Origin of the sequence: Vibrio sp. VGrn 2 (genome assembly GCF_009361695.1) — a bacterium.
Taxonomy (GTDB): Bacteria; Pseudomonadota; Gammaproteobacteria; order Enterobacterales; family Vibrionaceae; genus Vibrio; species Vibrio diabolicus.
This window is the reverse complement of record NZ_RBWD01000012.1, coordinates 135,947-160,709: the sequence shown is the minus strand read 5'-3', so window position 1 is coordinate 160,709 and position 24,763 is coordinate 135,947. Positions and strand designations below refer to the sequence as shown.

Sequence of the window (24,763 nt, the reverse complement as noted above, 5' to 3'; positions counted from 1 at the left end):
TTATTTAAGGCTCGCTTGAAAGTGTTTTTTAATATCGTCATCAAGCGGAATGAGCTCCTTAACTTGAATATCAAGAGGGTCATCAATATTCACATCAAAGCGAAGTTCATATTCGCGATTAGGAACAAACGCTCTGGTGTTGATTAACTGGTTTGCGTAATCCAGATTGATGCGAATTGGTTGTTTGTTAAAAGGAATATCAGTGTTTAAACCGATACCACGCTGTTGAAACTTCTCAACGTCAACTTCTTCAACCGCACGAAGAACTGAAAGCTCCGCGAACTCCATACCCGATTTCGGGAACTTCTTAATAACTACTGCTGTAATTGTTGGCATAGCCTTGACTCTCCAAAGTTAAGGATTTGAGATGAGCGTAAGCGTCCGGTACGCCTAGCTCGTTAAAATTCGTTCGTCTGTATTTTTCAGGAATAAGCATTCCAAACGCTTCCCCTAAGTCGCCCTCAGTCATCGCAATGACCTCAGATAACGCTTTACCGCATTGGCGACGAGCCCAAGCGATACGAGAGAAAAACTCCAAACCTTGAGCCTTTTTATTCTTGGAAAACTTGACGGGTTCAGACGGTTCAATACTGGCGGCAAAATCACAAAGACCAGCAAAAGCCGAAGCAGGAGAGGCGAGCATATCGACGTCGCACTTTTTCAGTTCAACTTCATTTCGATACCAAATGACCTCAGGGTCAGTAATTTTTTGCTCCAACTTTTTGTTGTAAATGCGCCAATAAACGGTTGAAGAACGTGAACCCACTATCGTTGCTTCTTCCATTAGCTCACCAGATTCAGTAATGCGCTTATGTGGAACCATTGAGGGACCACGACCACGCTTAGCCGTACGAAACGCACCGTTGTAAAAACATATTTCTGCATAGCCACAGTCAAAAACTCCCGTGTAATCATCGACAGCCAAGTCAAGACGGGCGAGGCGAGTAACACCAAGAACCGTAGCTAACCAGAAATGTATTTTCTTATGCGTGGTGTAATCAAAAAGCTTGGTACAGCCAGTACCGTTGATTTGGACGAATACCGTGTCATTGTTGCCACCAATACCAACCAAACCACATTCAACGGTTCCCGTCTTATCAAGAATCACCATCGAATCTTGATAGCCATGCAAGCCACGGCCACGCATAGGCGATAAACGGAAACCGAAAATCTTTGAAATGAATTCATCAAAGCGATGCGAGAGCACTTTACGAACCTTGTCTTTATGACGCTCCATTGCGCTTTCAATGGCATCTGGAGTGCTAGAAGTAGGTTGACGAAACTCAGGCATCTGCAAATTAATGAAATCTTGGTCATTCGACTTATCAAGATGGCGTAAATCACCGTAGTTAAACGTAAATGCCAAGTGGTCAATTTTGACTGGGCGTGTTTCATCTTTAAATTGCATGAAAGACCCCCTTTAACAGCAATTCGTTGTAATTTTCATCTGTAATTTCAACCAGTTGATAAGCATCATTGCCGTAATGGATGTGCAAAAACTGGTTAAATTCAGCTTGGTTTTTAAAGAAATGGTGACCCCAAGGAAAATAAACATTGATTCCGATTTGGGGTTCATCATCGAAATAAATGGAATCCATTATTTTGCTCCCAAGCGCTCAATCAGAATTTCTTTGTTATCAGTAAGTGAGTTGTATGCATCCGCAATATCGTTGTACTCATCAACACTGACTTTTCCATCGGAAAGCGCCGACTGAAGCATTGAATGGGTCAAAGGGAAATCGAAAGAGGAAGCAAGCTCACCATATTGATGGTCGTTAATTTCTTGAGAACCCTCGAAAGAGACAACAACAAGAAAAAAAGCAGCACCAAGAGCAGCAAGAACGGAAGTTCCAAATAGATCATCAAACATTATTTAGCCTCCAATGCAGTAGCGTTCGAAGGTGTCGTTCCTAGGAAGCGACATAGAACTTCATGTTCGTCAGATTCAAAGCGAAACTCGTAATCACCAACCGAGAGATAACCAAAGGACTCTTGGTTGTTTTCGAATGTGCTAATGCAGTAGCCAAAATGATTAAAAGGAACAACGACTTCTTCAAAGATGTCTGTTGTAGTGATGTAGCAAAGCTTGAAAGCAGGAACGTGAGACACAGCGAAATGACGAAGCGTTAACGTTTTAACGTTGACGTTTTGAACTTCAGTTTCCAATACGACCATAACAACCACCTTGACTAGTTGAGAGCGACCGCCGAAGCCAAGACGTAAGCGTCAAGGGCAAACGCCCCAAGCCAAGGCGGTCTTAATTACGATTTGTCGTAAGTGTAATTACGGTTTTTCGTAATTGCTAGATGCGAATTTCCGTAACTACTAAGCTAAAATCAAGAAAACGGAGGTAGTCCCATGTATCAAAGTGAGCTGTTAGATGCCTACAAAAAGGCGAAAAACTACGTACAAGACAAGCAAATCGCACATGATTTGAATGTAAACGCGTCCAGAATCAGCGAAATGCGAAAAGGAAGACGCTATATATCTGATTCAGAAGCAGTTTTTCTAGCGGAGAATTCAGGAATTGACCCAGAGATAGCTTTGTTGGGATGTCACGCTGATCGCAACGAAAATCCACACATAAAAGGAATGTGGGAAAACATTGCAAAAAAGTTTAACGGGCTAGGATTATCAAGTATTTCAATGGTTTGTGGCATGTTTGCGTTGTGGCTTGGCGACCTTAAAGTAGCTATAGCTAAGTGCGCATTATGTATATTATGTTAAATTGAATGTGCTCGTACGCCAAATGTTGCCAATGAGCGCTCCTATTCCCCTGTTAATTTGAAAGTTAAAGACTTTAATGTGAGTATTAAACATAATGGCTATTTACCATAAAATAGCTAATATCGATCTATCAATCTGCGATTGCTTGTTCTTCAATTAGCGTATTACTTACCAAAATAAAAAATGGCGTCTATTTTTAGACGCCATTCTGAGTTTTCCTTAATGTAAATTAGCCACCGGCTAATTTGACTGTCATGCCTTTCTTTTCAAGATGCGCTTTGATCTTGTCTCTAGCATCACCTTGAATTTCGATATTGCCATCTTTTACCGAGCCACCACAGCCGCAGACTTTTTTGAGCTCTGCAGCTAATAATTTTAAAGGTGCATCATCCAAGTCTAAACCTGTCACGATGCATACACCTTTACCCTTACGGCCTTTCGTTTGGCGCTGAATTCGTACAATACCGTCGCCTTTGGGGCGAGATGTTTTTTCTTCTTCCGGCTTAATTCGACCGGTTTCTGTTGAATATACCAGAGTCATTCTATTGTTTCTTTTGTTGTTGTGCTTGCATCGCTTTTTGCTTTGCAACTAAATAAGCTTCGATATGACGTTGAATAGCAGTTTTACTACCCTTAATCAGTTTACCATTAAACATACAGTACCAAGAGTTGGGCTGACCTGTATCATTTTGAATAGTATAACCGTTAAAGACTTCTGATTTTGCACCACCAACTTGCTGCGCTCTTTGTCCAAGCGCAGCAAACTCTTTGGGATCAATAATTGATGCGGTATCGCACCACCAATCAATGCTTTTCTTTACCGCCGTCAAACTACCTTGTAAGACGTGGTTCTTGATTTTAACCTTCCAAATACTGCCATCTGGTCCGCCTGACTGCAGGTTAAAACCTCTATAGTTTGAAATCGCCATACCACTGAGTCATCTGTTTAATACGTTGATATAATCATAATTGCTACTGAGCAATATTCAAATACGGCTTGAATAAACCTTGCTCTAGAAAACAATTTCTATCATAAAACGCGCCTCGATAACGTTAATCACTTTGCACTGTTTATACAATCTTCCAAGAACTCATGGAATTTGTGCCCGTTATTTTGAAGCATTTTAGGGAACATCGAGATAGGAGTCATACCTGGGAATGTGTTTACTTCGTTTAAGTAAATCTCATCATCTTCCGTTAAGAAAAAGTCGATACGAGACAAATGGCGAAGATTCATTTGCTTAAATACCCTCTCAGATGCGTGCTGAATTGCATCTAATTGCGCTTGGGTCAGATTCTTCGCTTCAACTTCGGTGAGCGAGTGACTTGAACTGCTGTACTTTTCATCGTACGAGTAAAAAGCACCGTCAGGTGCAATAACCTCGCCTGGCTTCGTTATGTGCAGCTGGCCATTCATCTCATATGCAGCAACTTCAAGCTCTCGTGGTTTTACTGATTTTTCAACCAACACTTGGTCAGAAAACCCAAACGCATCATTTACTGCATTGGAAAGTTTATCTTTTTCTATGACGCTGTAACATCCAACAGATGACCCTTGACGAGCGGCTTTGACAAAGACTTTTCCCCATTTTTCAAATGCTTTATGAGCTTGAGTATGAGCTTCTTCATCGTTGCGCGTTAAGAATAAGTATGGCGTATTGGGAATGCCGATAGCGTCGTACCAAAGCTTAGATGTGATTTTATTGAAGCTATTGCTACTTGCTTCTGGCCCGCAACCCAGGTAAGGAATGCCTGCGATTTCAAACAGAGATTGAATATCACCTGTCTCGCCTGGAAAACCATGTATACAAGGCACAATGAAATCGATGGTTTGATTAGATTCACTTGAGCACAACTGCTTGGTATTGAGATCCAAGTAAACCAACTCACCTTGGTTGGTCATCCAACCTTCGTTTTTAATTTCTACGCGTGTAACGTGAACGTCTTCAATAAGATTTAATTGTTGTTCGACAAAGTTTGCAGACAATAATGAAATCTCGTGCTCAGAAGAGCCGCCGCCGCATAGTAGAAGAATATTTTTAATCATGAATCAATCTTTCCGTGACCTACAAAAGATACTATTTATTATGATAAACCTTTGAAGTGTGACGTACAGTAATTTTAGTGTGAGGAATTTTGTTCGAGTAGGATTTGAACAAATAAATAAGGGAGCTATTCGCTCCCTTATTTGATGTGTTAGTTTAATTTGTTAAGCGTTGGATAAGCTGAGTTTTTAATGGCGTCAATGCTTTTAACAAATGGTCTTAACTGCTGAAATTGAGCAGGCAAAGTCGAAATCGCTTGCTTGGCTTCCGCGCTTGTTGCGTAGTCTCCGTATAAAACTGAGAACCACTTAGTACCGTTGACGACTTTGTAGTTTTCCCAAATTGGCTGACCGTTCTGTGGCAGCTTATTTGCAAACTGATCGACTTTCGCTTGGCTACCCACAGCCGCGACTTGAATGGTATAGCCGAATCGTTGAATACCTGCTTGCTTTTTACTAGGTGGTACGATCTTAACTGGCTTCGCCTGCTCTTTTGGCGTTAGCTTGACTACTTTTTTCTCTTCAGGCTTTGCCGTCATTTTCACAACAGTTGGTTGTACGTCTTTTTCTACTACAGCGTTTTCAGACGCCATAATTGGCTTAGAGATACGATCTGATTTGTAGTCCTCTCGATAACTTTCAGAAGTTACGTCTGTGATGTAAGTTTCAGATGCACAAGCAGAAAGCAGGACTGACAAGCCGATGATTGCGATTTTTTTCATGAAGTAACAAATGCTCTGGATAAATATTACGATAAATCATGCCGATAGCAGAGCCGTTTATCAAGCATCAAATACAATAATCTTTGATTTTGATGTGATGAATAACACAAACTCCATAAGCATCGCCCACATTTTATGCAATGTCTGGTCTGAAGACGTTTTATCAATAAATTATTCGTTTATGATTGATATGAAACCGATAGGCAAACGTTACTTGCAAACGGCTAGGAGTCAGCATGAATAAACTACATAAACTCTTTAAACCCAACTCTGTGGCCGTTATTGGGGCATCTCAAAAAGCATTGCGAGCAGGACATGTAGTTATGCGCAACCTTCTACAAAGTGGGTTTGGTGGCGCGATTATGCCAGTAACGCCGCGATACAAAGCGGTATCCGGAGTTATAGCCTACCCTGATATGGCTTCCCTACCCTATACGCCAGATATTGCGATTTTATGTACGAACGTTTCACGCAACGAGCAACTGCTTAAAGAGTTAGATGAGAGAGGCACACCGTTTGCGATTGTTATCTCTGATGACGCCCAGCCTTTAAATATTTCATCATTGAATATTCGAGTTTTAGGACCAAACAGCTTAGGTATTATCTTGCCTTGGCACAATTTTAACTGCACGTTTTCTCCTGTTGCGGCTAAGCCCGGAAAAATTGCGTTCATCTCACAATCTGCGGCGGTTTGTACCACAGTGTTAGACTGGGCAAATGATAAGAATATTGGCTTTTCTTCGTTCATTTCGATTGGACGCGGACAGGATATCGATTTTGCAGATTTGCTTGATTACTTAAGTATGGATGGGAATACGGAAGCTATTCTGCTTTATGTGGATAACATCCAGGATGCTCGACGATTTATGTCTGCTGCGCGAGCTGCTTCACGTAACCGCCGTATATTGGTATTAAAAGCTGGCCGCTCTAAAGAGATGAATACTTTCGAACAGCAAGATGGTGATACGCTTGATGTAATTTACGATTCTGCCATCCGTCGAACTGGTATGTTACGAGTCAGCAATACGCATGAGCTCTTCGCTGCGGTAGAAACACTCACGCATTCTGTGCCACTTCGTGGGGAGCGTTTAGCGATCGTCACCAATGGCGGTGGCCCTGCTGTTATGTCCGTTGATACTTTGATTGAACGTGGTGGCCAGCTCGCAACGCTTGATGACGCTTCCATTGAGCAGTTACAAACTGTACTCCCGTCCAACTGGCGCGCTCGAAATCCGATTGATCTGTCAGGTGACGCAACAAAAAAACGCTACATTGAAACCATTAACGCACTGATGAATAACGACTGTGCAGATGCGATCTTGATTATGCATAGTCCTTCTGCAGTTTCCGACCCTCTTGAAACTGCTCAAGCTGTTATTGAGGCGATCAAGGCTCACCCTCGGCATAAGCATTTTAATATCTTGACCAACTGGTCAGGAGAACAAACGTCGAGAGAGGCACGACTGGCCTTTACTCAAGCAGGTATTCCAACCTATAGAACACCTGAAAGTGCGGTTGTAGCATACATGCACTTGGTTGAATATAGACAAAACCAGAAACAACTAATGGAAACGCCAACGACGGCAGAGCCATTACATTCTGGAAGTGTGAGTTCAGCAAAAGAATGGGTAAACGAACGACTACTGGATAAAAACACAGTTACCTTGGACACGCATCAAACCAGCCCATTATTTAAGCTGTTCGGGTTTAACGTTTTGCCTACGTGGATAGCATCTGACGACATTGAAGCTGTTCATATGGCAGAAAATATTGGATACCCTGTTGCGGTTAAATTGCGTTCTCCAGACATTCCTCACAAATCGGATGTTCACGGTGTCGCTCTAAATTTAAGAAACAGTCGAGAAGTTTCCAACGCAGCGCTATCCATTTTAGATACCGTAAAGCTCAGTTACCCTTCCGCCAATGTACATGGGCTCTTGGTACAAGGGATGGCAAAGCTCGGCAGCGCTGAAGAGCTACGGATTAGTATTGCAGTAGATAAAGTCTTTGGACCAGTGATCTTGCTTGGTCAAGGCGGCTCTGAGTGGAATATAGCCCAAGATGCCGTCGCTGCACTTCCTCCTTTGAACATGACGCTTGCACGCTACCTTGTCGTTGTTGCTTTAAAGTCTGGAAAGATTCGCCTGCAGAAACACAAAGATGCGCTCGATATCAGTGAGTTGTCGAAATTCTTAGTTCGTATCTCCCAAATGGCGGTTGAGTTGCCAGAAATACAAAGACTGGATATCCATCCAGTATTGGTGTCGGGAAGCGATTTAACTATCCTCGATGCGGACATCACACTGTGTAAATACGAGGGAGATGCGCAAAAACGTCTGGCGATTCGTCCTTTCCCGGCAGAATTTGTCGAAACTGTAACGCTTCGAGATGGCCAACCTATCCTGCTTCGCCCTATCCTGCCTGAAGATGAGCCGCTGCATGCTCAATTCATTAATAGCGTATCGAAAGAAGATCTGTATAAGCGTTTCTTTTCTGAGGTTGGTGAGTTCAACCATGAGGCTTTGGCAAACTTCACTCAAATCGACTATGACCGCGAAATGGCGTTTGTTGCGGTAGCGTTTAATACCGACGGACCGTCTATCATAGGCGTAGCCCGCGCATTGATTACTCCAGATAATAGTGATGCTGAGTTTGCTATTTTGGTTCGTTCAGATTTGAAAGGAAAAGGCTTAGGTAAAGTGCTGATGCAGAAAATTATCAGCTATTGCAAGATTAAAGGCACAAAGCAAATGTCTGGAATGACCATGCCTACAAACAGAGGGATGTTGATGTTAGCTCAAAACCTGGGATTTGAAGTCGATGTTCAGTTTGCCGATGGTACGGCAGATATGGTGCTTCCTTTAAATTGAAAAATAAAGCATTAGCGATAACTTTACTTCTTAGATTCGATAAGCAATGGGAACCTAAGAAGTAAAAGTTACGTTGTTACTTTAGTTTCCAATTCTTTTTCAAGTATTGAATACACCAGGATTTCGCCTCACCCATGGTATTTCGGCGCCATGCTAAGATAATATCCATCGGTTGCTCTTCTGTACCTTCGATTCGCTTCAATACGCCACTATCAATCAAAGGTTGTGCAATTTGGCTTGGTAACGTACCAATGCCTAAACCTGCAGTGAGCGCATCTACTTTTGCCGTAAAGTTGGTGACGGTCAAGCGAGGCTGTTTTTGAATGATATTAATTGAGAGCGCGGGTTGTTCGCGTGCAGTGTCTGCAATGGCAATGATTCGGTACTTTTCTCGCGCCGCCTCATCAAACTTACCACTACGCTTGTGAACATAGTGATCAGCTGCCGCTACCCAAAACATGCTCATCTTACCAATTTTTTCTGATTTGACTTCTTGAGGAAGTGTATCCAGTGATGGGCAAATCAGTAAATCCGCTCTACCTGTATTCAGCGATTCCCAGCTACCAGCCAAGATCTCTTCTTGCAGTCTGATTCGTGTTGAGCTGACTTCAGCCAATGCATCAACCATAGGGAAGAAATTGGATATAGGAATAATGCCATCAAAGGCAATGGTAATATCCAGTTCCCAACCATTCGCCAATAACGTTGCATCATTCACTAACTTTTCACTGGCTTGTAAAATGGCTCGTCCTCTTTCAAGGATGAGCTTTCCTGCTTCAGTAAAATGGGCTTTGTGGCCAGAGCGATCGAAGATAATGATGTCTAAGTCTTGCTCGAGTTTCTGGATCTGATAGCTCAGTGATGACGGGGCTCTATCTAACTCATTCGCAGCAGCTGCAAAACTCCCTCTTCGGTCAATGGCATCCAGAATATGGAGCGCTTCTAACGTAATTGGACTCTGCACATGGCCTCTCTTAATGTGATTTTTGTCACATTGATTGTATTTGGATGATCTTACCAAGAACTAACGTTAAACAATATAACACACTGATAACTAAAGACTAGAAATGCTCATAACCTAAGAGTTCTATTCAGGATAAAGCTACAAGTGATAACGGTAGTGATAGTAATTATTATTTAGATCCATTAATATCCGTTTGTTGTTACCTATTATGGATCTAAGGTATTGAAGCCAATGTATAAAAAAACAATTTTGTCAGCCTCTATTCTGATTGCCCTTTCCCAGACTGCTTATGCGGAAGAAGTTTCTAAGTTTGAAGAAGTCGTTGTGTCGGCAACCCGTACCAACCAAACCATGGATACGGTTGCTGCGTCTGTTGCCGTTATTTCTGAGAAAGAAATCGAAGAAAACATGGTAAAGGACTTGAATGATCTATTCGAGTATACGCCAGGAGTTACTGTTAATGGCACTCAACGCCAAGGCGTTCAAAGTATTAACATTCGCGGGACGGAAGGTAAACGAGTTAAAATCTTAGTAGACGGTGCATCTCAACCAGGTGTATTCAGCGGTGGACCATATTCGTTTATCAATTCTAGTGCCGTTACTGTTGACCCTGATATGCTAAAGAGTGTCGAAATTGTTAAAGGTGCAGCTTCTAGCCTACATGGTAGTGATGCAATTGGCGGTGTTGTCGCATTCGAAACAAAAGATCCGAAGGATTTCCTCAAAGATGGTAAAGACTTTGGTGGTCAAGCAAAACTTTCTTATTCATCGGAAGATAACTCTTTTAGTGAGCATGTAGCTTTAGCAAAGCGTTTCGCTAATACAGAAGCACTTATTGCCTTTACACGACGTGATGGTGGAGATCTACAAAATTTCTCTAAGGCACCTTACGATAACTATTCTGTGGACAACCAAGATTATTACAAAAACGATCTATTGGTAAAACTTCAATCTCAATTGAATGACGCTCATCGCTTGGAGTTCTTGGGAGAAGTTATTTACAACGAGACTGACTCAGAGATCGCACATAAAAGTTACAAAAACTTCAACGCTGAAGACACAACCAAGCAAAATCGCATTGGGCTCAAGCACATTTGGTTTGCAGATGCAGCTATCTCGGATACGATCACGTCCAAGCTTACATGGATTGGTAAAGAAGAAAACGGCGTGTCTAATCGCTTTATCGAAGCCAGCCCAGGTTATCCACCTTACGTACCGCCTAGTGGTGACAACCAACAGAAAAAAGATTATGAATATACTGAAGACAAATTTGAATTCGAAACTCAGTTAGATAAAGAGATTCAAAATCACTATATTGTTTACGGAATATCGTATAAACATAGTGACATCAGTAATACCAATCGCGAGTTGAATTCCGATCCCGGCACGCCAGATACCATTTACGTTTACACTCCGGATGCAAAAGAAGAAAGCTTTGGTTTATTCTTGCAAGATGAAATTTCACTTCTTAATGACAAGCTAATTCTGACTCCAGGTGTGCGTTACGATTACTTCTCTACTAATCCTTCCAACACCTCTGAAGAGTCATTCGAGAAGTTTAGCGACTCTGCATTAACTGGTCGTTTAGGAGCAACTTACTCTATATCGCAACCTGGCACGATCTTCGCGCAAGTGAGCCAAGGGTTTCGAGCGCCATCGTTCGACGAGCTTTACTACACCTACGATAATCCGTCTCATGGCTATATTAACCGCCCTAACCCAAATTTGGGATCTGAAAAGAGTTTGTCTTATGAGCTTGGTTACCGTCATAACACTGCAGCGTCTGCAACTGAAGTAGCGTTCTACTACAGTGATTACAGTGACTTTATTGAGCAAACGTCATCAAATAATGGTGGTTTAACTGAATTCACAAATATCAATATTAATGAAGCAAATATTAAAGGGGTTGAGCTCTCTAACCGTCTTGATTGGCATGCTATTGCCGGTCTTCCATCAGGCGTGACAACTCGTTTTGTTGCAGCATACACAGAAGGTGAAGATGGTGATGGTAACCCATTGAATAGCGTCAACCCATGGAATGCAGTGGCAGCGGTAAATTACGATTCACCAAATGCACTTTGGGGGACAAGCCTAAAAGTAAACTACACGGCTAAGAAATCGAACAGTGATATCAACTCTGATGGTGATAAAGGCGGAATCAAAGACCAAGTTGCTTTGCCGTCTGCGACAGTCGTTGACTTAACGGCGTACTACAAACCAATGAAAGATATAACCATTCATGCTGGTGTTATGAATCTGACGAATGAAGAATACCATCTTTGGAACGATGTTCGCGGTAAGACTGAGTTAAGTCGAGATAAAACGCAAGCTGAGCGTAATTACAACATTAGTGTTAAATACGAGTTCTAAACCTTAAAAACACAAAAGCCAGCGTAATGCTGGCTTTTTTATGGCTTTCATTTCAAAAATGTAAAGAAAAGTATGAAAAATGAAAGTTTACTGTTTTGCCATCTCTTTTTTCACCATTACTGCTGCTGCAATGATAAAAGTGATGATCAGACCGAGTTCCATGAACTACCCCAATAGCTATGAGAAAATTTATAACCCAAATTAAGAGTCGGACATAGTTTAACAGCTCTATATAGACTTGCTACCTTTTAACCAGTAATTTACGATTTTTTCCGATTTGGATCAAAAAAGACGCAATTATGCGTCTTTTTGTTATTATTATGTAAATCAAAATTAGACGTCTGGGTAACCTTGAGGGTTGTTAGATTGCCAACGCCATGTATCACCAGTCATTTCTTCTAGAGTGCGAGACGCTTTCCAACCTAACTCATTTATTGCTTTTGATGGATCAGCCCAACACTCCGCAATATCGCCTGGACGACGTTCAACAAGTTGGTATGGAACATCTTTACCACTTGCGGCTTCAAATGCTTTCACCATTTCAAGCACACTGTAGCCATTACCAGTGCCAAGGTTATAGACATGAAGGCCAGCTTTGTTGCCTACTTTTTCCAAAGCAGCGACGTGACCATCGGATAAGTCCATCACATGAATGTAGTCACGCACGCCGGTGCCATCTTTCGTTGGGTAGTCGCTACCGAATACAGAGAGGAACTCTCGGCGGCCCACTGCAACTTGAGAAACAAACGGCATTAGGTTATTTGGAATACCTTGAGGATCTTCACCTAACTCACCAGTTGGATGTGAACCTACAGGGTTAAAGTAACGAAGAAGTGTGATGCTCCAATCTGGATTCGCTTTTTGGAAGTCCGTTAAACATTCTTCCACCATTAATTTACTGCGTCCATAAGGGTTAGTTGCGCTAGTTGGAAAGTCTTCTGTGATTGGAACAGATGCAGGATCGCCATAGACAGTTGCTGAGGAGCTAAATACCAACGATTTAACTCCAGCTTCGCGCATTGCATCAACCAATACCAAAGTGCCATTCACATTGTTGTCATAATACTCTAGGGGTTTTGCTACGGACTCACCGACGGCCTTTAAACCTGCAAAATGGATAACCGCTTCGATATCGTGCGATTTTAGAACCTCTACCATTGTCGATTTATCTCTGATATCGGCTTGAATGAAGGTTGGCTTTACGCCACATACCTTTTCAATGCGATCTAAGACCGTAGACTTACTGTTGTACAGGTTATCTAGAATCACTGGCGTCATACCAGCTTCGATCATTTGAATACATGTATGGCTACCAATATAGCCCATACCACCCGTAACAAGTACTTTCATTTTATCATTCCTTCTGACGCGAATGGGTTTAGTTTAAAGCTTTGACGTTACGATTTAAACTGTCTCCTGCAATTCGCATCCCATTAATATTGCTTGGCCTTTTCCGGCTTTTTTAGCTTGATACATTGCAGTATCTGCACTTTTTAACACTCGAGTGGCATCTCGCTCATTAACACCGACCAATTTTACGCCGATGCTAACGCCAACCTTGAGCGAGTTACCTTTGTACTCGATTGGTGTGCATACGCTTTCGAGCAGTTGTTCTGCAATTCGGGTGACGACTTTTTGGTTGGCAGGATTAACCAACATGACAAATTCATCACCCGAAAGTCTTGCGATTAAATCACTATGTCGAGTCGCAGATGTTAGACGCTCGGCTACTTTTTTCAGAACTTCATCACCTGCGTCATGGCCATAAGTATCATTAACCTCTTTAAAACCATCGAGATCGAGGTAAAGCACCGCAAATTCGTCACGTAAGTATCCCGACCGTTGTACTAATTCTTCCAACTCTAAATGGAACTTAGAGCGATTCGCTAACCCCGTTAATGCATCGTGATGAGCTAAGTACTCAAGCCGTTCCATCTCTTTTGCGCCAGAAAGATCGGTAAGAACAATGACCAGGTCGTAGAACCCATGGTCTTCACACTTAACGATGCGATTAACCCTTGCAAACATCGGCACAAACTGGCCAAGATGGTTCTGTTCAATAACTTCCCCTTGCCATACCCCGTAGTTTTCTATCGATTCAATGATGCTAGGCATCATTTCCTGCAACTTGCGCCACTTAAGTGTTTGGATAAATGACTTCCCAATAAGCTGATCCATCTCTAGTCCAACTAACTTAGTGACCGCAGGGTTAGCCATTGTGATAACACCTCGATGATTAAGAACGATGAGGCCATCTTGGCTGCTCTCAAAAACACGCCCCGCAACACGCTGCCTGCTCATGGCCTCTTCAATTTCGGTGATATCTTGAATCGAAAACAATAAGTGTCCATGTGTGGACAAACGACGACTGGTTAAACTCAACTGCTGTTCGTTGTCTGCATTTTTGAGGTGAATGTCATCGCACTCTAACCCCCTACTTAGGATTTGGCTCAGCTCATTCGGTGTTTTCGTTTTAATTAGATCACGGATATTGGCATGCTCAAGTTCCTCTGACTTTTTTTGAAATATCTGCCGAGTCGCAGTATTACAGTAAATAACACGCCCGAAGTTGTCGGTAATAACTAATGCATGTTGAACAGATTCAATGACTTCTTCTGAAAACGCCCGCTTTTGTTCTAACATTTCTAATGAGTGTTGCCGCTGTTTCTCGCGTGTTGTCAACTTGTTCATCATTTGATTGAAGGAATGTGCGAGTTCTCCAATTTCATCCTTGGAGTAATAGCGAACTTGAGTATCCGTATTTTGTCCGTGTGTCACACTCTCTATCGTATGACTCAGTTCTATGACAGGTTTGAGAACAAGCCTATTGATACTTATGTAAAAGATAGTGCCACCAGCGAACAGCAACAGAAGAAGTACAGCACCATCTTGAAGTAAAGATTGTTGGGCTTCTATGATTGGACGATGGGAAAGCGTAACCCTCATACTGCCAATGACACGACCATCGTGAATAATCGGTTCTAGAACATAAAGAAATTTGGCTGATAAGGCATAACCTAGCGCGTGTAACTTGCTTCTTTCAGTTTGATTAGGGACGGGAGCTGATACCCCACTTCCTTCAAGAACAACGAAAGGCTGATCATCTTGGTCGTAAAGTTTAACCCGCGTAACATTCGGCTGGTTTAAAAAGTTGATGAGAGTAGTTTGAGCTTTTTGCTTGTTCTTTGTCGTTAGCGCATCTTTAATTGAGAAAGAAACATTGTTAATCAACTTTCTCGTTTGTTCGACCAACTCATGCTTAGACGATTGGTATGCAGTATACGAGGTATAACCTTTTGAGATAACAAAGATAGCCGTTATAAAGACCAAAATTGGCCAAATAAGCTTTGCTCGTAATGACATATGTATTCCTGTCGCAGACAACCACTAAAAATGACAGAAGCGTTGTTATGCAATCTATTACCCATTAAGGGCGACAAGATTAACACGATGCCAATGCAAAATAACCTTAAATTCTCAAAAATTGGATGGAAAAGGAACGAAATACCTTAAAATTCGGATCAACTCAAATAACGGCAACATCTTTATGGACTAAAGTGATCTTTTTCGTCAGCCATCAGATCATAAACCTCGCTTTCATGATAGAAGAATGAAGTGAGTCACTGAACCTAGATGCATTTTCCTGCATCGTGAACCCATTGCTTGTGTAGAAATAAAACGTATGACATTGAATAAACAGCAACTTACATTGAACTGTGACATGGGTGAGAGCTTTGGCTCTTGGATTATGGGGGCAGACGAAGATGTTATGCCTCATGTTGATATGGCAAACATCGCGTGTGGTTTTCATGCTTCCGATCCTAATGTCATGCACGACACTATCAGTCTCGCCAACGACAACGATGTTGATATTGGAGCACACCCGGGCTACGCCGACCTCCAAGGCTTCGGCAGGCGCAGTATAAACATGACGGGTGATGAAATTACTAACATGGTTATATACCAAGTAGGCGCTTTACAGGCACTTTGTCGGGCTCAATACACAGATATCAGCTATATAAAGCCTCATGGCGCGTTATACAACGACATGATGAAAAGTGATGCGATATTTAGATCAGTCGTAAAGGCGGCAGCTTTATTCAAAGTGCCGTTAATGATTCTAGCGTCACAGGAAAACGAAAAATACTTAGAAATCGCAGATGATTATGACGTTCCCTTGCTGTTTGAAGCATTTGCAGACCGTTTGTATCAAGATGACGGATTACTTACACCTAGGACACAGCCTAATGCCGTGTTAAAGAATGAGCATGCGATACTTGAGCAAGTCCGTACGTTAGCAGATTCTGGTCGTGTCAAAACCGCTTCTGGCGGCTACATTTTACTGGAAGCCGATACGATTTGTGTTCATGGTGATAATGAAGAGTCGATCGCGCTGATCCAAAAGATCCGCCAAAGCCTATACGCGGGAGGAAATTAATGCATAAAGAGAAATTTAGTATTTCTTTGATCTCCGAGTGCAGTATTTTCATTAAGTTTGACGAGAGTATCTCTGAAAATGCGGTCGGAGAACTTGCTCGAAACATCAAAGACACTTTAGCGTCAATCATTATGAATGTGGTCCCCTCCTATCAAACCATCCTCATTGATTACTTGCCTTTTCGAATCAATGAAAAAGATTTAGTGCATAAACTGCATCAAATGAGCCGTCAGTTTAATACTCAATCGCTCAGTCTTGTTCAACCTAACCACATCACTATTCCCGTATACTACTCCGAAGAAACCGCGCTAGATTTGCCCCGCTTTCAAGATCGTGGACTATCATTAGACGCGCTCATTTCCTTACATACTCAAGCCGAGTATGCGGTTTCAGCGATTGGTTTTGCTCCGGGTTTTGCATTCCTATCCGATGTCGATACTCAATTATATATGCCAAGGTTAGCTACACCAAGAACGCGAGTACCAGCCGGAAGTGTGGGAATCGCAGACTCTAAAACGGCCGTCTATCCATCAGATAGTCCTGGCGGATGGAACATTATCGGTAGAAGCCCGCTTCCCCTTTTCTCTGATACGCCACCATTTATACCGTTTGAAGTAGGTGACAAGGTCACGTTTGATGCCATTTCCAAACAAAAGTTTATCGAGTTAGGAGGTGTTCTATGAGTTACGCTGGATTGCTGGTGGAAAAGTCAGGGCCACTTTCTTTGATTCAAGACTTTGGTCGTTTTGGCTTAGCGCATATTGGCGTGACTCAAGGTGGCCCCGTAGATGATTACGCCCACAGTTGGGCAAACCATTTACTTAGTAACGTAGTCAATTGTGCAGCGATTGAAATTACTTTGGGTAACGCTTGCTTTGTCGCACTACATAACTGCCATCTTGCAATATGTGGTGGTGATTTGAATGCAAAAGTAGATGGTGAGCCTATCTCAAATTGGTCTGACTTTACGTTGAAGAAGGGGCAGAAGCTGCAGTTCGGAGTCGCAAAAAATGGACTTCGATCCTATCTTGCGGTTAAAGGTGGATTCGATATTGCTCAGCACTTAGGAAGTGCCTCTACAGTCACGAGAGAATCTCTTGGTGGTTATGACTCAAATGGTGGCGCTTTAAAAGCAGGCGATATTCTTCCCTTTTTTCCTCATAACTTACCGAAACACAAACCAAGGCTGATGACATTTCGCTTTAAGCCGGATTACAACTTACCCATTAAGCTGAGAGTGATTGAAGGCTATCAAAATGAGGACTTTGATGAAGACACTCGCCAAGCCTTTTATAGCAACGCATTCACCATATCCCCTGATTCAAATCGAATGGGCTATCGTCTTGAGGGAAACAAAATCAAACCGCCTTACGAAGGCGTACTGTCGGAAGGAATTGCGCTAGGATCGATTCAAGTTCCTAACGATGGTAATCCCATTGTGTTGCTCAACGATCACCAAACCATCGGTGGCTATCCTAAGTTTGGCTGTGTAGCACGTATTGACCTGCCAAGGTTGGCACAGGCGAAACCCGGGCAAAAAGTGAATTTTGTGAAAGGAGATAGACAAAGCTTGCAAGAAGTATGGTGCCAATGGGCTCAGTTTTTTGGATATTAATACAACCTCTGAGCCCATACGTAACTGTTATGCCGGCATCCCATAACGCTCTGCTAACGCTTGCGGATAGTCTCGCTCTTGCGTGAGTTTAATCGCGTACTGCTCAATTTCTTGCTCAGACCAATGCACAGCGACTGGATGTTGTGATTCCACGTTTTGGTTAGGTTCGATATCAAACCAGAACTGAAGCATTTTTTGCGCTGCGAGTAGTGTTGATGACGCTTTTACCACTTCTATTCGTGCGTAATGGTTGTCTTCAAAGGTCACATCGGCTGCCCTGAGTACCGGATCCGTTCCAGGAATTTGCTGGGCACCAAACAGGGCTTTTCCCCCTTTGATAGCAGAATGATAGTCGGGAATGAACTGCGCCATGTGTTTAATAGCATTATTGGTTCGTTCTTCTAAGACTTCTTCTCGCCAACCGTTACGTATCTTTGAGAGTAAAGGTACTGGCAGTTCAGGCTGAGCAGAAGACGGCGTACTCTCAACTAAGCCATCTTCAAATAGCGTAATTCCTTTCGTCATGCCGTGAAGCTGAAAATAACCATTACCATAGGGGGTCAGTTGAGCCATTCCTTTATCAGTTCCACGCGGTCCATGGAAAATAACTTCTGGCCACAGTTGTTGACAGTCTGCCCACTTGGTTACGTAAGCGGCCTTAAACTCAACTAACCTATCACGCTTGGCACCGATGGTATTGTCAATGGATCCTGTTTCAAAACCACATGCATTGACCAAGTAGTCACATGTCATAAGATAATCAATGCCATCTCGTTCGTAACCAAGTTGCCAGTGATTACCCATCCAGTCCGCTTGTTTGAGCGTTGCTTGTGTGCATACTGAGGCGTTTGGCAGAGCGTTCAACGTTAAGTTGGCAATTGCGGCAAGGCGAAAAACACTCCAGCCATATTCCTGAACCGCCACAACTGGGTACTTTAGCGCTTCTAGATCAGCATGTTGAGCAAAAGGAATACACCACTCATCAAAGGTTGCAGGGTGACTTGGTTGAGTGCGTTGTGCGAGTGCTTCTAGATCCTCTTTTGAATACAATTTGTAGTATTCACTTGGTTCACCAAGCACTTTGTTGCTTTGATCTTTATCAACGAGCGTTTTATACGCATTTTTCACCACCTCTAGTCGAGGAATAAGTGCGGATGGGTCTCCACCATCAGAATAAGGAACTGCAATGATCGTCGGGCGAATATTCAGTGAAAGCGGATATAGGCGAACGGTATCAATGGATTGTGCTAACAAATCTAAACATTGTTGCTCAGAAATCTCTCGATATAAGTTGCCACCTGCATGTAAATGGCAAATGGGCGGACCATTTACCAGTGATACGCCCTTCTCTATTACGGAAACTTTAAAACCCAGCTCCGCAAAATGAATTGCTGCTGTTGCACCTGCGACACCGCCACCAACAACAGCGATGTGCTTATCTTTGTAATTTGGAAACTCAGACTTCATTGCTTCACTAAAAATTTTATAAGGAAAATTCTTTACTAACGGTGGATTCTACTCGTGTTTGGGCTTGATTAAAATCACAAAAAGTTCATGGGTTTGCGAAATATCCAACTGCGCCTTTATGGTGCGTTAAAGTAGAAAAAAATTGCAAAAAAAGTACTTGACGACATGGTTAGGAAGACACTTTTTTATGCCTATGTGAATAACAATTTCACTGTAAGACCCATGGCGCAAAGCCTGCAGAAACACCCCACTTTTTACCCCATTTAGTTATCCCAAAAGTTATCCACTGTTTTTGTGGATAACTAAAATAAAAGTGTCATGGAGTGTTCCACATTCAATAACATTTGCAGTGATTAAGTGTTTACTGGCGTTAACAATCTTTTCAACAAACTCATTACGACAAATGCCAACGTAACAAATGTTGCCAGTGGTAAAGCTATCCACAATTCGGGGTGAATTTGTGCGTTTAGATCGAAGCCATATGTCATTACCGCGGCCACACAAACTTCCGCAGCGAATACCGCAACACCGCTAGCTATCAACGCCATAATGCCGTATTCGGCCCACAGAGTCGTATTGATCCGTTTTTTACTTGAGCCTAATGTGCGATACAAACGAATCTCCTGCTGACGTTGGGATAAGCTTAATCTCAATAGCGTGAAGATAAGTAGCAATCCCGCAACCACGCCTAAAAGAGCAAGAATAGTGATTGCCGATACGATTTGTTGAATCAAGTCCTGGATTTTTTCGCCCATGGTACGAATATCTAAAACAGATACCGTTGGGTGAGATCGAGACATAGACGTTAATAGTGCTTCGTTCCCTTCATCAATTCTATAACTGATGAGGTAAGAACCCGGTAGATTAGCCATAACGTCGGATGAGAAAATAAAGTAAAAGTTAGGCTTCATATCACGCCATTCAACATAACGAATGGTATCTACTACCGCATCGTAGTTCTGGCTATTAATAACAAAGCGCAGTTTGTCACCAAGTTCGATGCCCAAGTCATTTGCTACATCGGCTTCTACAGAGACACTCCCTTTATTTGTCCATTCACCCGCAAGTACATCATTATACTCTGGCAGGCTGTCTCCCCACGTAAGGTTCAATTCACGACGTATTGCGTCAGAGCCTTCTCCTTCGTATTCAATCTCTTTGACGTTTTGACCATTAATCTCTGTCAATCGACCACGAATAATTGGATATGCTTGTGACCGTGTAACCCCATTTTTATCTAAGGTTTCTAGGTAGCTATCGAGTTCGTAATCACCAATATTTAATGCGAAGACATTTGGTGCGTCTGCAGGTAAGGTTCTCTCCCAATCCGCGAGAATATCGCTGCGCACAAGCCAGATAATAGATAGCAGCATCAAAGACAACGCCAAAGCACCAAACTGCAGGCCACTGGTTACTGGCGTGCGGTTGATACGACTCAACGCAAGCTTCATGGCAGGTTGTGTTGAAATACGCGCAAACAATTTTGTGAGTGCGACGCTCACTGCAGCAAGCACAACAAAAAGTACTGCAATACCAATAAGAACAATCCAAACTAAGGTGTTATCAGCATAAAGCAAAAGTAATGGAACAACGGGGACTAGAACGAGCAACATTCGCTTCCAAGAACGTTGTGCTTTGCCCTGCTGTAGCACTTCTAAGGCTGGAGTTTTAATCAAACCCAACAATGGTATGCCAAGGGCAGGAACGGTGATCAGGACCGCTGAGATAAACGACACCAAATATGGAGTGACGCCGTAACTAGGTAATGGCTCGGGTAATAAGTCTTTGAGTGGAATGCGCAACAAGTACTCCAGCCCACTTCCCAACAATAACCCAACGACACTGGCGCTAATGAGCAGGATTGTGACTTGAATAAACAGCCATTTTTCAATCCATCGTCGACTTGCGCCAAGGCTTTTTAGCATCGCAATGGTTTGTGTTCGACTATTCACATAGTTTTGGCAAGTAAGAACCAATGTTGTCGCTGCCATAATGATGACAATCGCAACCGTTAGAGACAAATACTGCGTCGTTCGTTCAAAGACCTCATTGCTACGACTGGCAGTATCTTGCGTGCGCCAGCGATCACTAGGAGAAAGAACCGTATCTTCTTGCAGGCCTTTTAGCGTTTTATCATCGGCTTGTAGAAACAGACGGTATTGAACTCGACTCCCGACTTGAATCGCTCCTGTTTTCTCAACGTCTTTTTGATGGATGTATGCAGAAGGCATTTGTTGAAATGGGTTAAAGCTTAACCCAGGTTCCATCAGCACTGCACCTGAAACCGTAAAATCGGCATCGCCTATAGTGACGCTGTCACCCGACTTGACGTCTAGTTGAGCCATAATCCGCTCATCAAGCCAGAGTTGGTTCTCTTTAACGCGACCGGATGGGTTGTTGTTTAGTACCAGTTCTCCCATTAAAGGGTAATTGTCGTCCACTGCCCTTACGGAAATCAACTGCATACCATTGTCGCTAAATGCCATCGTGGCAAATCGTGTCATCGTCGAACGTTCTAGGTTTTCAGTCGAGGATAACAACGTGTCAGGTATAGGATTAGCAGACACAAACACCGCATCCGCTGTCAATGCATCCTTCCCCTGTTTGACGATCACCTGCTCCATTCGCTCCGCTAATGCAGAAAGCGCAAAGATGCTCGCAATCACAAGAATAAGAGCAACGCTAATAGGCCAAAGGTTCCCCTGTCTTATTTCGCCGAAACTCCAACGTATTAGGCTTTTGTTTGACGAGTGTTTTATTGCACTGCTTCTTTCTGTCGATGTTGCTTCGCTTGATGATACTGCAGACATTACACCTCCTCCTTAAGCTCACCCGCCTCCATACGATAAATACGGTCACATCGACTTGCTAGATGACCATCGTGTGTAACTAATATCAGCGTTGTTCCATGCTGCTCATTAAGATCGAATAGCAGCTCAATCACTTTGTCTGCGGTTTGATGGTCAAGATTGCCGGTAGGCTCGTCTGCGAACAACAGTTCAGGCTGTGTCATAAAGGCACGTGCTAGCGCGACACGTTGTTGTTCACCACCAGATAATTGACTTGGAAGATGATCGACACGTTTTTCCAATCCAACAGCGGTTAATAATTCGGCGGCTCTTGCTTCGTCTTCGGCTTCACCACGTAAAAGACAAGGAAGCGTGACATTGCGTAATGCACTCAAGCTCGGGATTAATAAGAAACTTTGGAAAACAAAACCTAGAGAGTCAGCTCGAATTTTTGCGCGAGCTTCATCGTCAAGTTTTGATAACTCATGACCTAACAAGGTAATTTCACCTGATGTTGGTGTATCAAGGCCAGCTAACAACGTCATCAACGTTGACTTACCCGCACCGGAAGTACCGACGATGGCGATTTTTTCTCCTTTCCTGATGTCAACATTTACATCTTTGAGGATTGTTAATTGCTCTTGATTAGTAGAGACTTGTTTAGAAACCAAATTGGCTTGAACAATAGGTGCATTAAGTACAGGTGTTTGCATGATTCGTATACTTTCCTTAGTTCTATTTTTTTGTTTTTCCGCTACTGCACATGCGAGCGAAAAGCTACTTGTCTTAGGTGATAGCCTGAGCGCGGGCTATCAGATGCCGATCGAAAAGAGTTGGCCTAGCTTACTCCCTGATGCCTTGTCAGAACATGGTCAAGATGTAACAGTTATTAATGCCAGCATTTCTGGCGATACCACAGGCAACGGCTTAGCTCGATTACCACAGCTGCTAACCCAACACAGCCCTGATATGGTACTTATTGAGTTAGGTGCCAACGATGGCCTGAGGGGTTTCCCTCCTAAACTTATTACGTCGAATCTCTCAAAAATGATTACCATGATAAAAGATTCAGGTGCGGACGTTGTCATGATGCAAATTCGAGTGCCACCTAATTATGGTAAGCGCTATAGCGATATGTTTTACGATATCTACCCTAAGCTCGCACAACATCAACAAGTTACCTTGATGCCATTCTTCTTGGAGCATGTGGTCATCAAACCCGAGTGGATGATGGATGATGGCCTTCACCCAAAGCCTGATGCACAGCCTTGGATTGCTGACTTTGTTGCTCAAGAATTAATTAAACATCTCTAATTTTAATGGTCTAGCTCAATAAGTTTTACTTAACTTTACGTTAATCTATTTTCAATTCCACTCATCGAGGATAGATAACAACATGCGAATAGACCCTTTAATTCAAGGTGTTGTTGCTCGCTCTGCTCACCCATACGGGTGTCATGCATCCATTAAAGAGCAAATTGAGTACGTAAAACACGCCCCGCAGATCAAAAGCGGTCCAAAACGGGTTTTGATTATTGGTGCTTCCTCTGGTTTCGGGTTAGCGGCTCGTATTGCCCTCACCTTCGGAGGTGCTAAAGCTGATACCATTGGTGTCTCCTTCGAGCGCGGGCCTTCAGATAAAGGCGTTGGAAGTGCGGGTTGGTATAACAACATCTTTTTTAAACAAGAAGCAAATCATGCGGGGCGTACCGCCATCAATATTGTTGGTGACGCATTCTCTGACTCTGTCCGCAATCAAGTGATTGAAGCCATTGAAACGTACTTTGAAGGTGAAGTTGATTTAGTCATCTATAGCTTAGCGACGGGTGTTCGACCTAAACCAGAGTCTGATGAGTTTTGGCGCAGCGTCATTAAGCCTATTGGTGAGCCTGTCACTGGCGCTTCAATTATGCTGGAGAACGATCAGTGGGTAGAAACCACTTTAACTCCAGCAACAGAGGAAGAGGCCGAAGCCACTATCAAAGTGATGGGCGGTGAAGACTGGGAAAGCTGGATTGATACACTGATTAATAATGACTCGATTGCACAAGGCTGCAAAACCATCGCGTTTTCTTACATGGGACCAGACGTTACGCACCCTATCTATCTCGATGGTACGTTAGGTCGAGCGAAAATCGACTTACACCAAACAAGTCACTCGTTGAATCTAAAACTTGCCAACTTTGACGGCGGTGCTTACGCAACAGTGTGTAAGGCGTTGGTGACGAAAGCCAGTGTGTTCATTCCTGCGCTAAGTCCCTACCTTTTAGCACTGTATCGAGTGATGAAGGAAAAAGGTACTCACGAACGTTGTATTGAACAAATGCAGCGACTGTTTACCACTAAATTGTACGATCAAGATAAAGTGCCTGTTGACGGCGAACGCTTAATCCGGATAGACGACTTAGAGCTTGACCCGCAAGTACAACAAGAAGTCCATGCTCTTTTAGAGCAAATGAACGCGAATAACTTTAAAGAGATTGGTGATTACCAAGGCTTTAAAGATGAGTTTATGAAGCTAAATGGCTTTAACTTTGAAGACGTCGACTATTCGCAAGACATTTCTATTGAGTCGCTAAAATCGCTTAAACCTTAATGCTTGTTATCTGTTTCAAGTATGAGATATGTGATAACTATTCCTAGTCCTGAACTCTTTTCAGGACTTTTTTTTGTTTCAAGCCCCAGCCACCCTATACTTAATTAAAAACCGAGAACAAGATAGAGCAGTCTACATTTTAAATTCACAGGAAGTGAAAC

23 protein-coding genes are annotated in these 24,763 nt (G+C 42.8%); 8 read left to right on the top strand and 15 right to left on the bottom strand.

All coding sequences use genetic code 11. The features are described 5' to 3' along the window. From D8S93_RS18690 to D8S93_RS18670, 5 genes are read right to left on the bottom strand one after another with little or no spacing between them, the layout of a single operon-like run. On the bottom strand, window positions 1-336 hold the full coding sequence (locus D8S93_RS18690; protein ID WP_043852786.1) for a DUF1293 domain-containing protein: 336 nt from the start codon (window positions 334-336) through the stop codon (window positions 1-3). Further along, window positions 308-1,408 (bottom strand): replication initiation factor domain-containing protein, encoded by a 1,101-nt coding sequence (locus D8S93_RS18685; RefSeq protein WP_152814703.1) that lies wholly within the window; start codon window positions 1,406-1,408, stop codon window positions 308-310. Before D8S93_RS18685 ends, D8S93_RS18690 begins: the two co-directional genes overlap by 29 nt. Then, entirely contained in the window at window positions 1,398-1,598 is a 201-nt protein-coding gene (locus D8S93_RS18680) for a hypothetical protein (RefSeq protein ID WP_043048356.1), read from the bottom strand. The genes D8S93_RS18685 and D8S93_RS18680 overlap by 11 nt, the downstream gene beginning before the upstream one ends. Further along, on the bottom strand, window positions 1,598-1,870 hold the full coding sequence (locus D8S93_RS18675; RefSeq protein ID WP_152814701.1) for a hypothetical protein: 273 nt from the start codon (window positions 1,868-1,870) through the stop codon (window positions 1,598-1,600). Before D8S93_RS18675 ends, D8S93_RS18680 begins: the two co-directional genes overlap by 1 nt. Beyond that, on the bottom strand, window positions 1,870-2,175 hold the full coding sequence (locus D8S93_RS18670; RefSeq protein ID WP_063518144.1) for a hypothetical protein: 306 nt from the start codon (window positions 2,173-2,175) through the stop codon (window positions 1,870-1,872). The genes D8S93_RS18675 and D8S93_RS18670 overlap by 1 nt, the downstream gene beginning before the upstream one ends. A gap of 183 nt (window positions 2,176-2,358) precedes the next feature. On the opposite strand from D8S93_RS18670, the gene D8S93_RS18665 reads away from it, so the two are divergent. Next, window positions 2,359-2,727 carry a DUF3693 domain-containing protein gene (locus D8S93_RS18665; protein WP_045346885.1) on the top strand — a complete coding sequence of 123 codons (369 nt, stop codon included), beginning with the start codon at window positions 2,359-2,361 and terminating at the stop codon, window positions 2,725-2,727. A gap of 229 nt (window positions 2,728-2,956) precedes the next feature. On the opposite strand, the gene yciH is transcribed toward D8S93_RS18665, so the two are convergent. The 4 genes from yciH to D8S93_RS18645 all read right to left on the bottom strand — a co-directional run bounded on the left by yciH (window position 2,957) and on the right by D8S93_RS18645 (window position 5,493). Then, window positions 2,957-3,268 (bottom strand): stress response translation initiation inhibitor YciH, encoded by a 312-nt coding sequence (gene yciH / locus D8S93_RS18660; protein WP_012842285.1) that lies wholly within the window; start codon window positions 3,266-3,268, stop codon window positions 2,957-2,959. 1 nt (window position 3,269) lies between these two features. Further along, window positions 3,270-3,656 (bottom strand): DUF3319 domain-containing protein, encoded by a 387-nt coding sequence (locus D8S93_RS18655; RefSeq protein ID WP_005395460.1) that lies wholly within the window; start codon window positions 3,654-3,656, stop codon window positions 3,270-3,272. 128 nt (window positions 3,657-3,784) lie between these two features. Continuing rightward, the gene (locus D8S93_RS18650; protein ID WP_124007891.1) at window positions 3,785-4,774 is read right to left on the bottom strand and encodes a D-alanine--D-alanine ligase; all 990 of its coding nucleotides are present in this window, start codon (window positions 4,772-4,774) and stop codon (window positions 3,785-3,787) included. Between the two features lie 149 nt (window positions 4,775-4,923). Further along, the gene (locus tag D8S93_RS18645; protein ID WP_005390018.1) at window positions 4,924-5,493 is read right to left on the bottom strand and encodes an SPOR domain-containing protein; all 570 of its coding nucleotides are present in this window, start codon (window positions 5,491-5,493) and stop codon (window positions 4,924-4,926) included. Between the two features lie 236 nt (window positions 5,494-5,729). Here D8S93_RS18645 and D8S93_RS18640 point away from each other — a divergent pair, with 236 nt between their 5' ends. Beyond that, the gene (locus tag D8S93_RS18640) at window positions 5,730-8,363 is read left to right on the top strand and encodes a bifunctional acetate--CoA ligase family protein/GNAT family N-acetyltransferase (RefSeq protein WP_152814699.1); all 2,634 of its coding nucleotides are present in this window, start codon (window positions 5,730-5,732) and stop codon (window positions 8,361-8,363) included. Between the two features lie 76 nt (window positions 8,364-8,439). On the opposite strand, the gene D8S93_RS18635 is transcribed toward D8S93_RS18640, so the two are convergent. After that, complete coding sequence (locus tag D8S93_RS18635; protein WP_268978892.1) at window positions 8,440-9,327, bottom strand: LysR family transcriptional regulator; 888 nt, start codon at window positions 9,325-9,327, stop codon at window positions 8,440-8,442. Window positions 9,328-9,558: 231 nt separating this feature from the next. On the opposite strand from D8S93_RS18635, the gene D8S93_RS18630 reads away from it, so the two are divergent. Beyond that, complete coding sequence (locus D8S93_RS18630; protein WP_152814695.1) at window positions 9,559-11,697, top strand: TonB-dependent hemoglobin/transferrin/lactoferrin family receptor; 2,139 nt, start codon at window positions 9,559-9,561, stop codon at window positions 11,695-11,697. A 333-nt stretch (window positions 11,698-12,030) separates the two neighbouring features. Here the strand turns inward: D8S93_RS18630 and galE are convergent, their stop codons facing one another. Both galE and D8S93_RS18615 read right to left on the bottom strand, forming a co-directional pair. After that, window positions 12,031-13,047: a UDP-glucose 4-epimerase GalE gene (gene galE / locus D8S93_RS18620; protein ID WP_134645666.1), complete on the bottom strand. Its 1,017-nt coding sequence runs from the start codon at window positions 13,045-13,047 to the stop codon at window positions 12,031-12,033. Window positions 13,048-13,101: 54 nt separating this feature from the next. Further along, window positions 13,102-15,060: a diguanylate cyclase domain-containing protein gene (locus D8S93_RS18615; RefSeq protein ID WP_152814693.1), complete on the bottom strand. Its 1,959-nt coding sequence runs from the start codon at window positions 15,058-15,060 to the stop codon at window positions 13,102-13,104. Window positions 15,061-15,379: 319 nt separating this feature from the next. Here D8S93_RS18615 and D8S93_RS18610 point away from each other — a divergent pair, with 319 nt between their 5' ends. Genes D8S93_RS18610 through D8S93_RS18600 form a run of 3 tightly spaced genes read left to right on the top strand, consistent with a single transcriptional unit; the run spans window position 15,380 to window position 17,750 of the window. Next, window positions 15,380-16,135: a 5-oxoprolinase subunit PxpA gene (locus tag D8S93_RS18610; protein ID WP_152814691.1), complete on the top strand. Its 756-nt coding sequence runs from the start codon at window positions 15,380-15,382 to the stop codon at window positions 16,133-16,135. After that, a complete protein-coding gene (locus tag D8S93_RS18605) occupies window positions 16,135-16,818 on the top strand; it encodes a 5-oxoprolinase subunit B family protein (RefSeq protein WP_152814689.1) in 684 nt (227 codons plus the stop codon). Before D8S93_RS18610 ends, D8S93_RS18605 begins: the two co-directional genes overlap by 1 nt. After that, on the top strand, window positions 16,815-17,750 hold the full coding sequence (locus D8S93_RS18600; RefSeq protein ID WP_152814687.1) for a biotin-dependent carboxyltransferase family protein: 936 nt from the start codon (window positions 16,815-16,817) through the stop codon (window positions 17,748-17,750). The genes D8S93_RS18605 and D8S93_RS18600 overlap by 4 nt, the downstream gene beginning before the upstream one ends. Before the next feature lie 27 nt (window positions 17,751-17,777). Here D8S93_RS18600 and D8S93_RS18595 read toward each other — a convergent pair whose 3' ends face one another. From D8S93_RS18595 to D8S93_RS18585, 3 genes are all read right to left on the bottom strand, one after another. After that, window positions 17,778-19,217 (bottom strand): FAD-dependent oxidoreductase, encoded by a 1,440-nt coding sequence (locus D8S93_RS18595; protein WP_152814685.1) that lies wholly within the window; start codon window positions 19,215-19,217, stop codon window positions 17,778-17,780. A 353-nt stretch (window positions 19,218-19,570) separates the two neighbouring features. After that, window positions 19,571-22,027, bottom strand: a complete 2,457-nt coding sequence (locus D8S93_RS18590) for an ABC transporter permease (RefSeq protein WP_152814683.1) — start codon at window positions 22,025-22,027, stop codon at window positions 19,571-19,573. After that, on the bottom strand, window positions 22,027-22,719 hold the full coding sequence (locus tag D8S93_RS18585) for an ABC transporter ATP-binding protein (protein ID WP_005395482.1): 693 nt from the start codon (window positions 22,717-22,719) through the stop codon (window positions 22,027-22,029). Before D8S93_RS18585 ends, D8S93_RS18590 begins: the two co-directional genes overlap by 1 nt. Between D8S93_RS18585 and tesA the strand changes: the two genes are divergently transcribed. Both tesA and fabV read left to right on the top strand, forming a co-directional pair. Beyond that, window positions 22,718-23,320, top strand: coding sequence for a multifunctional acyl-CoA thioesterase I/protease I/lysophospholipase L1 (gene tesA, locus D8S93_RS18580; protein WP_005395483.1), 603 nt, complete (start codon window positions 22,718-22,720; stop codon window positions 23,318-23,320). The genes D8S93_RS18585 and tesA overlap by 2 nt on opposite strands. 82 nt (window positions 23,321-23,402) lie before the next feature. After that, on the top strand, window positions 23,403-24,602 hold the full coding sequence (gene fabV, locus D8S93_RS18575) for an enoyl-ACP reductase FabV (RefSeq protein WP_012842298.1): 1,200 nt from the start codon (window positions 23,403-23,405) through the stop codon (window positions 24,600-24,602). Window positions 24,603-24,763 lie beyond the last annotated feature (161 nt).

Excerpts from the sequence above, each read along its gene's own strand:
- D8S93_RS18690 (WP_043852786.1), bottom strand. The coding sequence starts at position 336 with ATGCCAACAATTACAGCAGTAGTTATTAAGAAGTTCCCGAAATCGGGT.
- D8S93_RS18685 (WP_152814703.1), bottom strand. The coding sequence starts at position 1,408 with ATGCAATTTAAAGATGAAACACGCCCAGTCAAAATTGACCACTTGGCA.
- D8S93_RS18680 (WP_043048356.1), bottom strand. The coding sequence starts at position 1,598 with ATGGATTCCATTTATTTCGATGATGAACCCCAAATCGGAATCAATGTT.
- D8S93_RS18675 (WP_152814701.1), bottom strand. The coding sequence starts at position 1,870 with ATGTTTGATGATCTATTTGGAACTTCCGTTCTTGCTGCTCTTGGTGCT.
- D8S93_RS18670 (WP_063518144.1), bottom strand. The coding sequence starts at position 2,175 with ATGGTCGTATTGGAAACTGAAGTTCAAAACGTCAACGTTAAAACGTTA.
- D8S93_RS18665 (WP_045346885.1), top strand. The coding sequence starts at position 2,359 with ATGTATCAAAGTGAGCTGTTAGATGCCTACAAAAAGGCGAAAAACTAC.
- yciH (WP_012842285.1), bottom strand. The coding sequence starts at position 3,268 with ATGACTCTGGTATATTCAACAGAAACCGGTCGAATTAAGCCGGAAGAA.
- D8S93_RS18655 (WP_005395460.1), bottom strand. The coding sequence starts at position 3,656 with ATGGCGATTTCAAACTATAGAGGTTTTAACCTGCAGTCAGGCGGACCA.
- D8S93_RS18650 (WP_124007891.1), bottom strand. The coding sequence starts at position 4,774 with ATGATTAAAAATATTCTTCTACTATGCGGCGGCGGCTCTTCTGAGCAC.
- D8S93_RS18645 (WP_005390018.1), bottom strand. The coding sequence starts at position 5,493 with ATGAAAAAAATCGCAATCATCGGCTTGTCAGTCCTGCTTTCTGCTTGT.
- D8S93_RS18640 (WP_152814699.1), top strand. The coding sequence starts at position 5,730 with ATGAATAAACTACATAAACTCTTTAAACCCAACTCTGTGGCCGTTATT.
- D8S93_RS18630 (WP_152814695.1), top strand. The coding sequence starts at position 9,559 with ATGTATAAAAAAACAATTTTGTCAGCCTCTATTCTGATTGCCCTTTCC.
- galE (WP_134645666.1), bottom strand. The coding sequence starts at position 13,047 with ATGAAAGTACTTGTTACGGGTGGTATGGGCTATATTGGTAGCCATACA.
- D8S93_RS18615 (WP_152814693.1), bottom strand. The coding sequence starts at position 15,060 with ATGTCATTACGAGCAAAGCTTATTTGGCCAATTTTGGTCTTTATAACG.
- D8S93_RS18610 (WP_152814691.1), top strand. The coding sequence starts at position 15,380 with ATGACATTGAATAAACAGCAACTTACATTGAACTGTGACATGGGTGAG.
- D8S93_RS18605 (WP_152814689.1), top strand. The coding sequence starts at position 16,135 with ATGCATAAAGAGAAATTTAGTATTTCTTTGATCTCCGAGTGCAGTATT.
- D8S93_RS18600 (WP_152814687.1), top strand. The coding sequence starts at position 16,815 with ATGAGTTACGCTGGATTGCTGGTGGAAAAGTCAGGGCCACTTTCTTTG.
- D8S93_RS18595 (WP_152814685.1), bottom strand. The coding sequence starts at position 19,217 with ATGAAGTCTGAGTTTCCAAATTACAAAGATAAGCACATCGCTGTTGTT.
- D8S93_RS18590 (WP_152814683.1), bottom strand. The coding sequence starts at position 22,027 with ATGTCTGCAGTATCATCAAGCGAAGCAACATCGACAGAAAGAAGCAGT.
- tesA (WP_005395483.1), top strand. The coding sequence starts at position 22,718 with ATGATTCGTATACTTTCCTTAGTTCTATTTTTTTGTTTTTCCGCTACT.
- D8S93_RS18585 (WP_005395482.1), bottom strand. The coding sequence starts at position 22,719 with ATGCAAACACCTGTACTTAATGCACCTATTGTTCAAGCCAATTTGGTT.
- fabV (WP_012842298.1), top strand. The coding sequence starts at position 23,403 with ATGCGAATAGACCCTTTAATTCAAGGTGTTGTTGCTCGCTCTGCTCAC.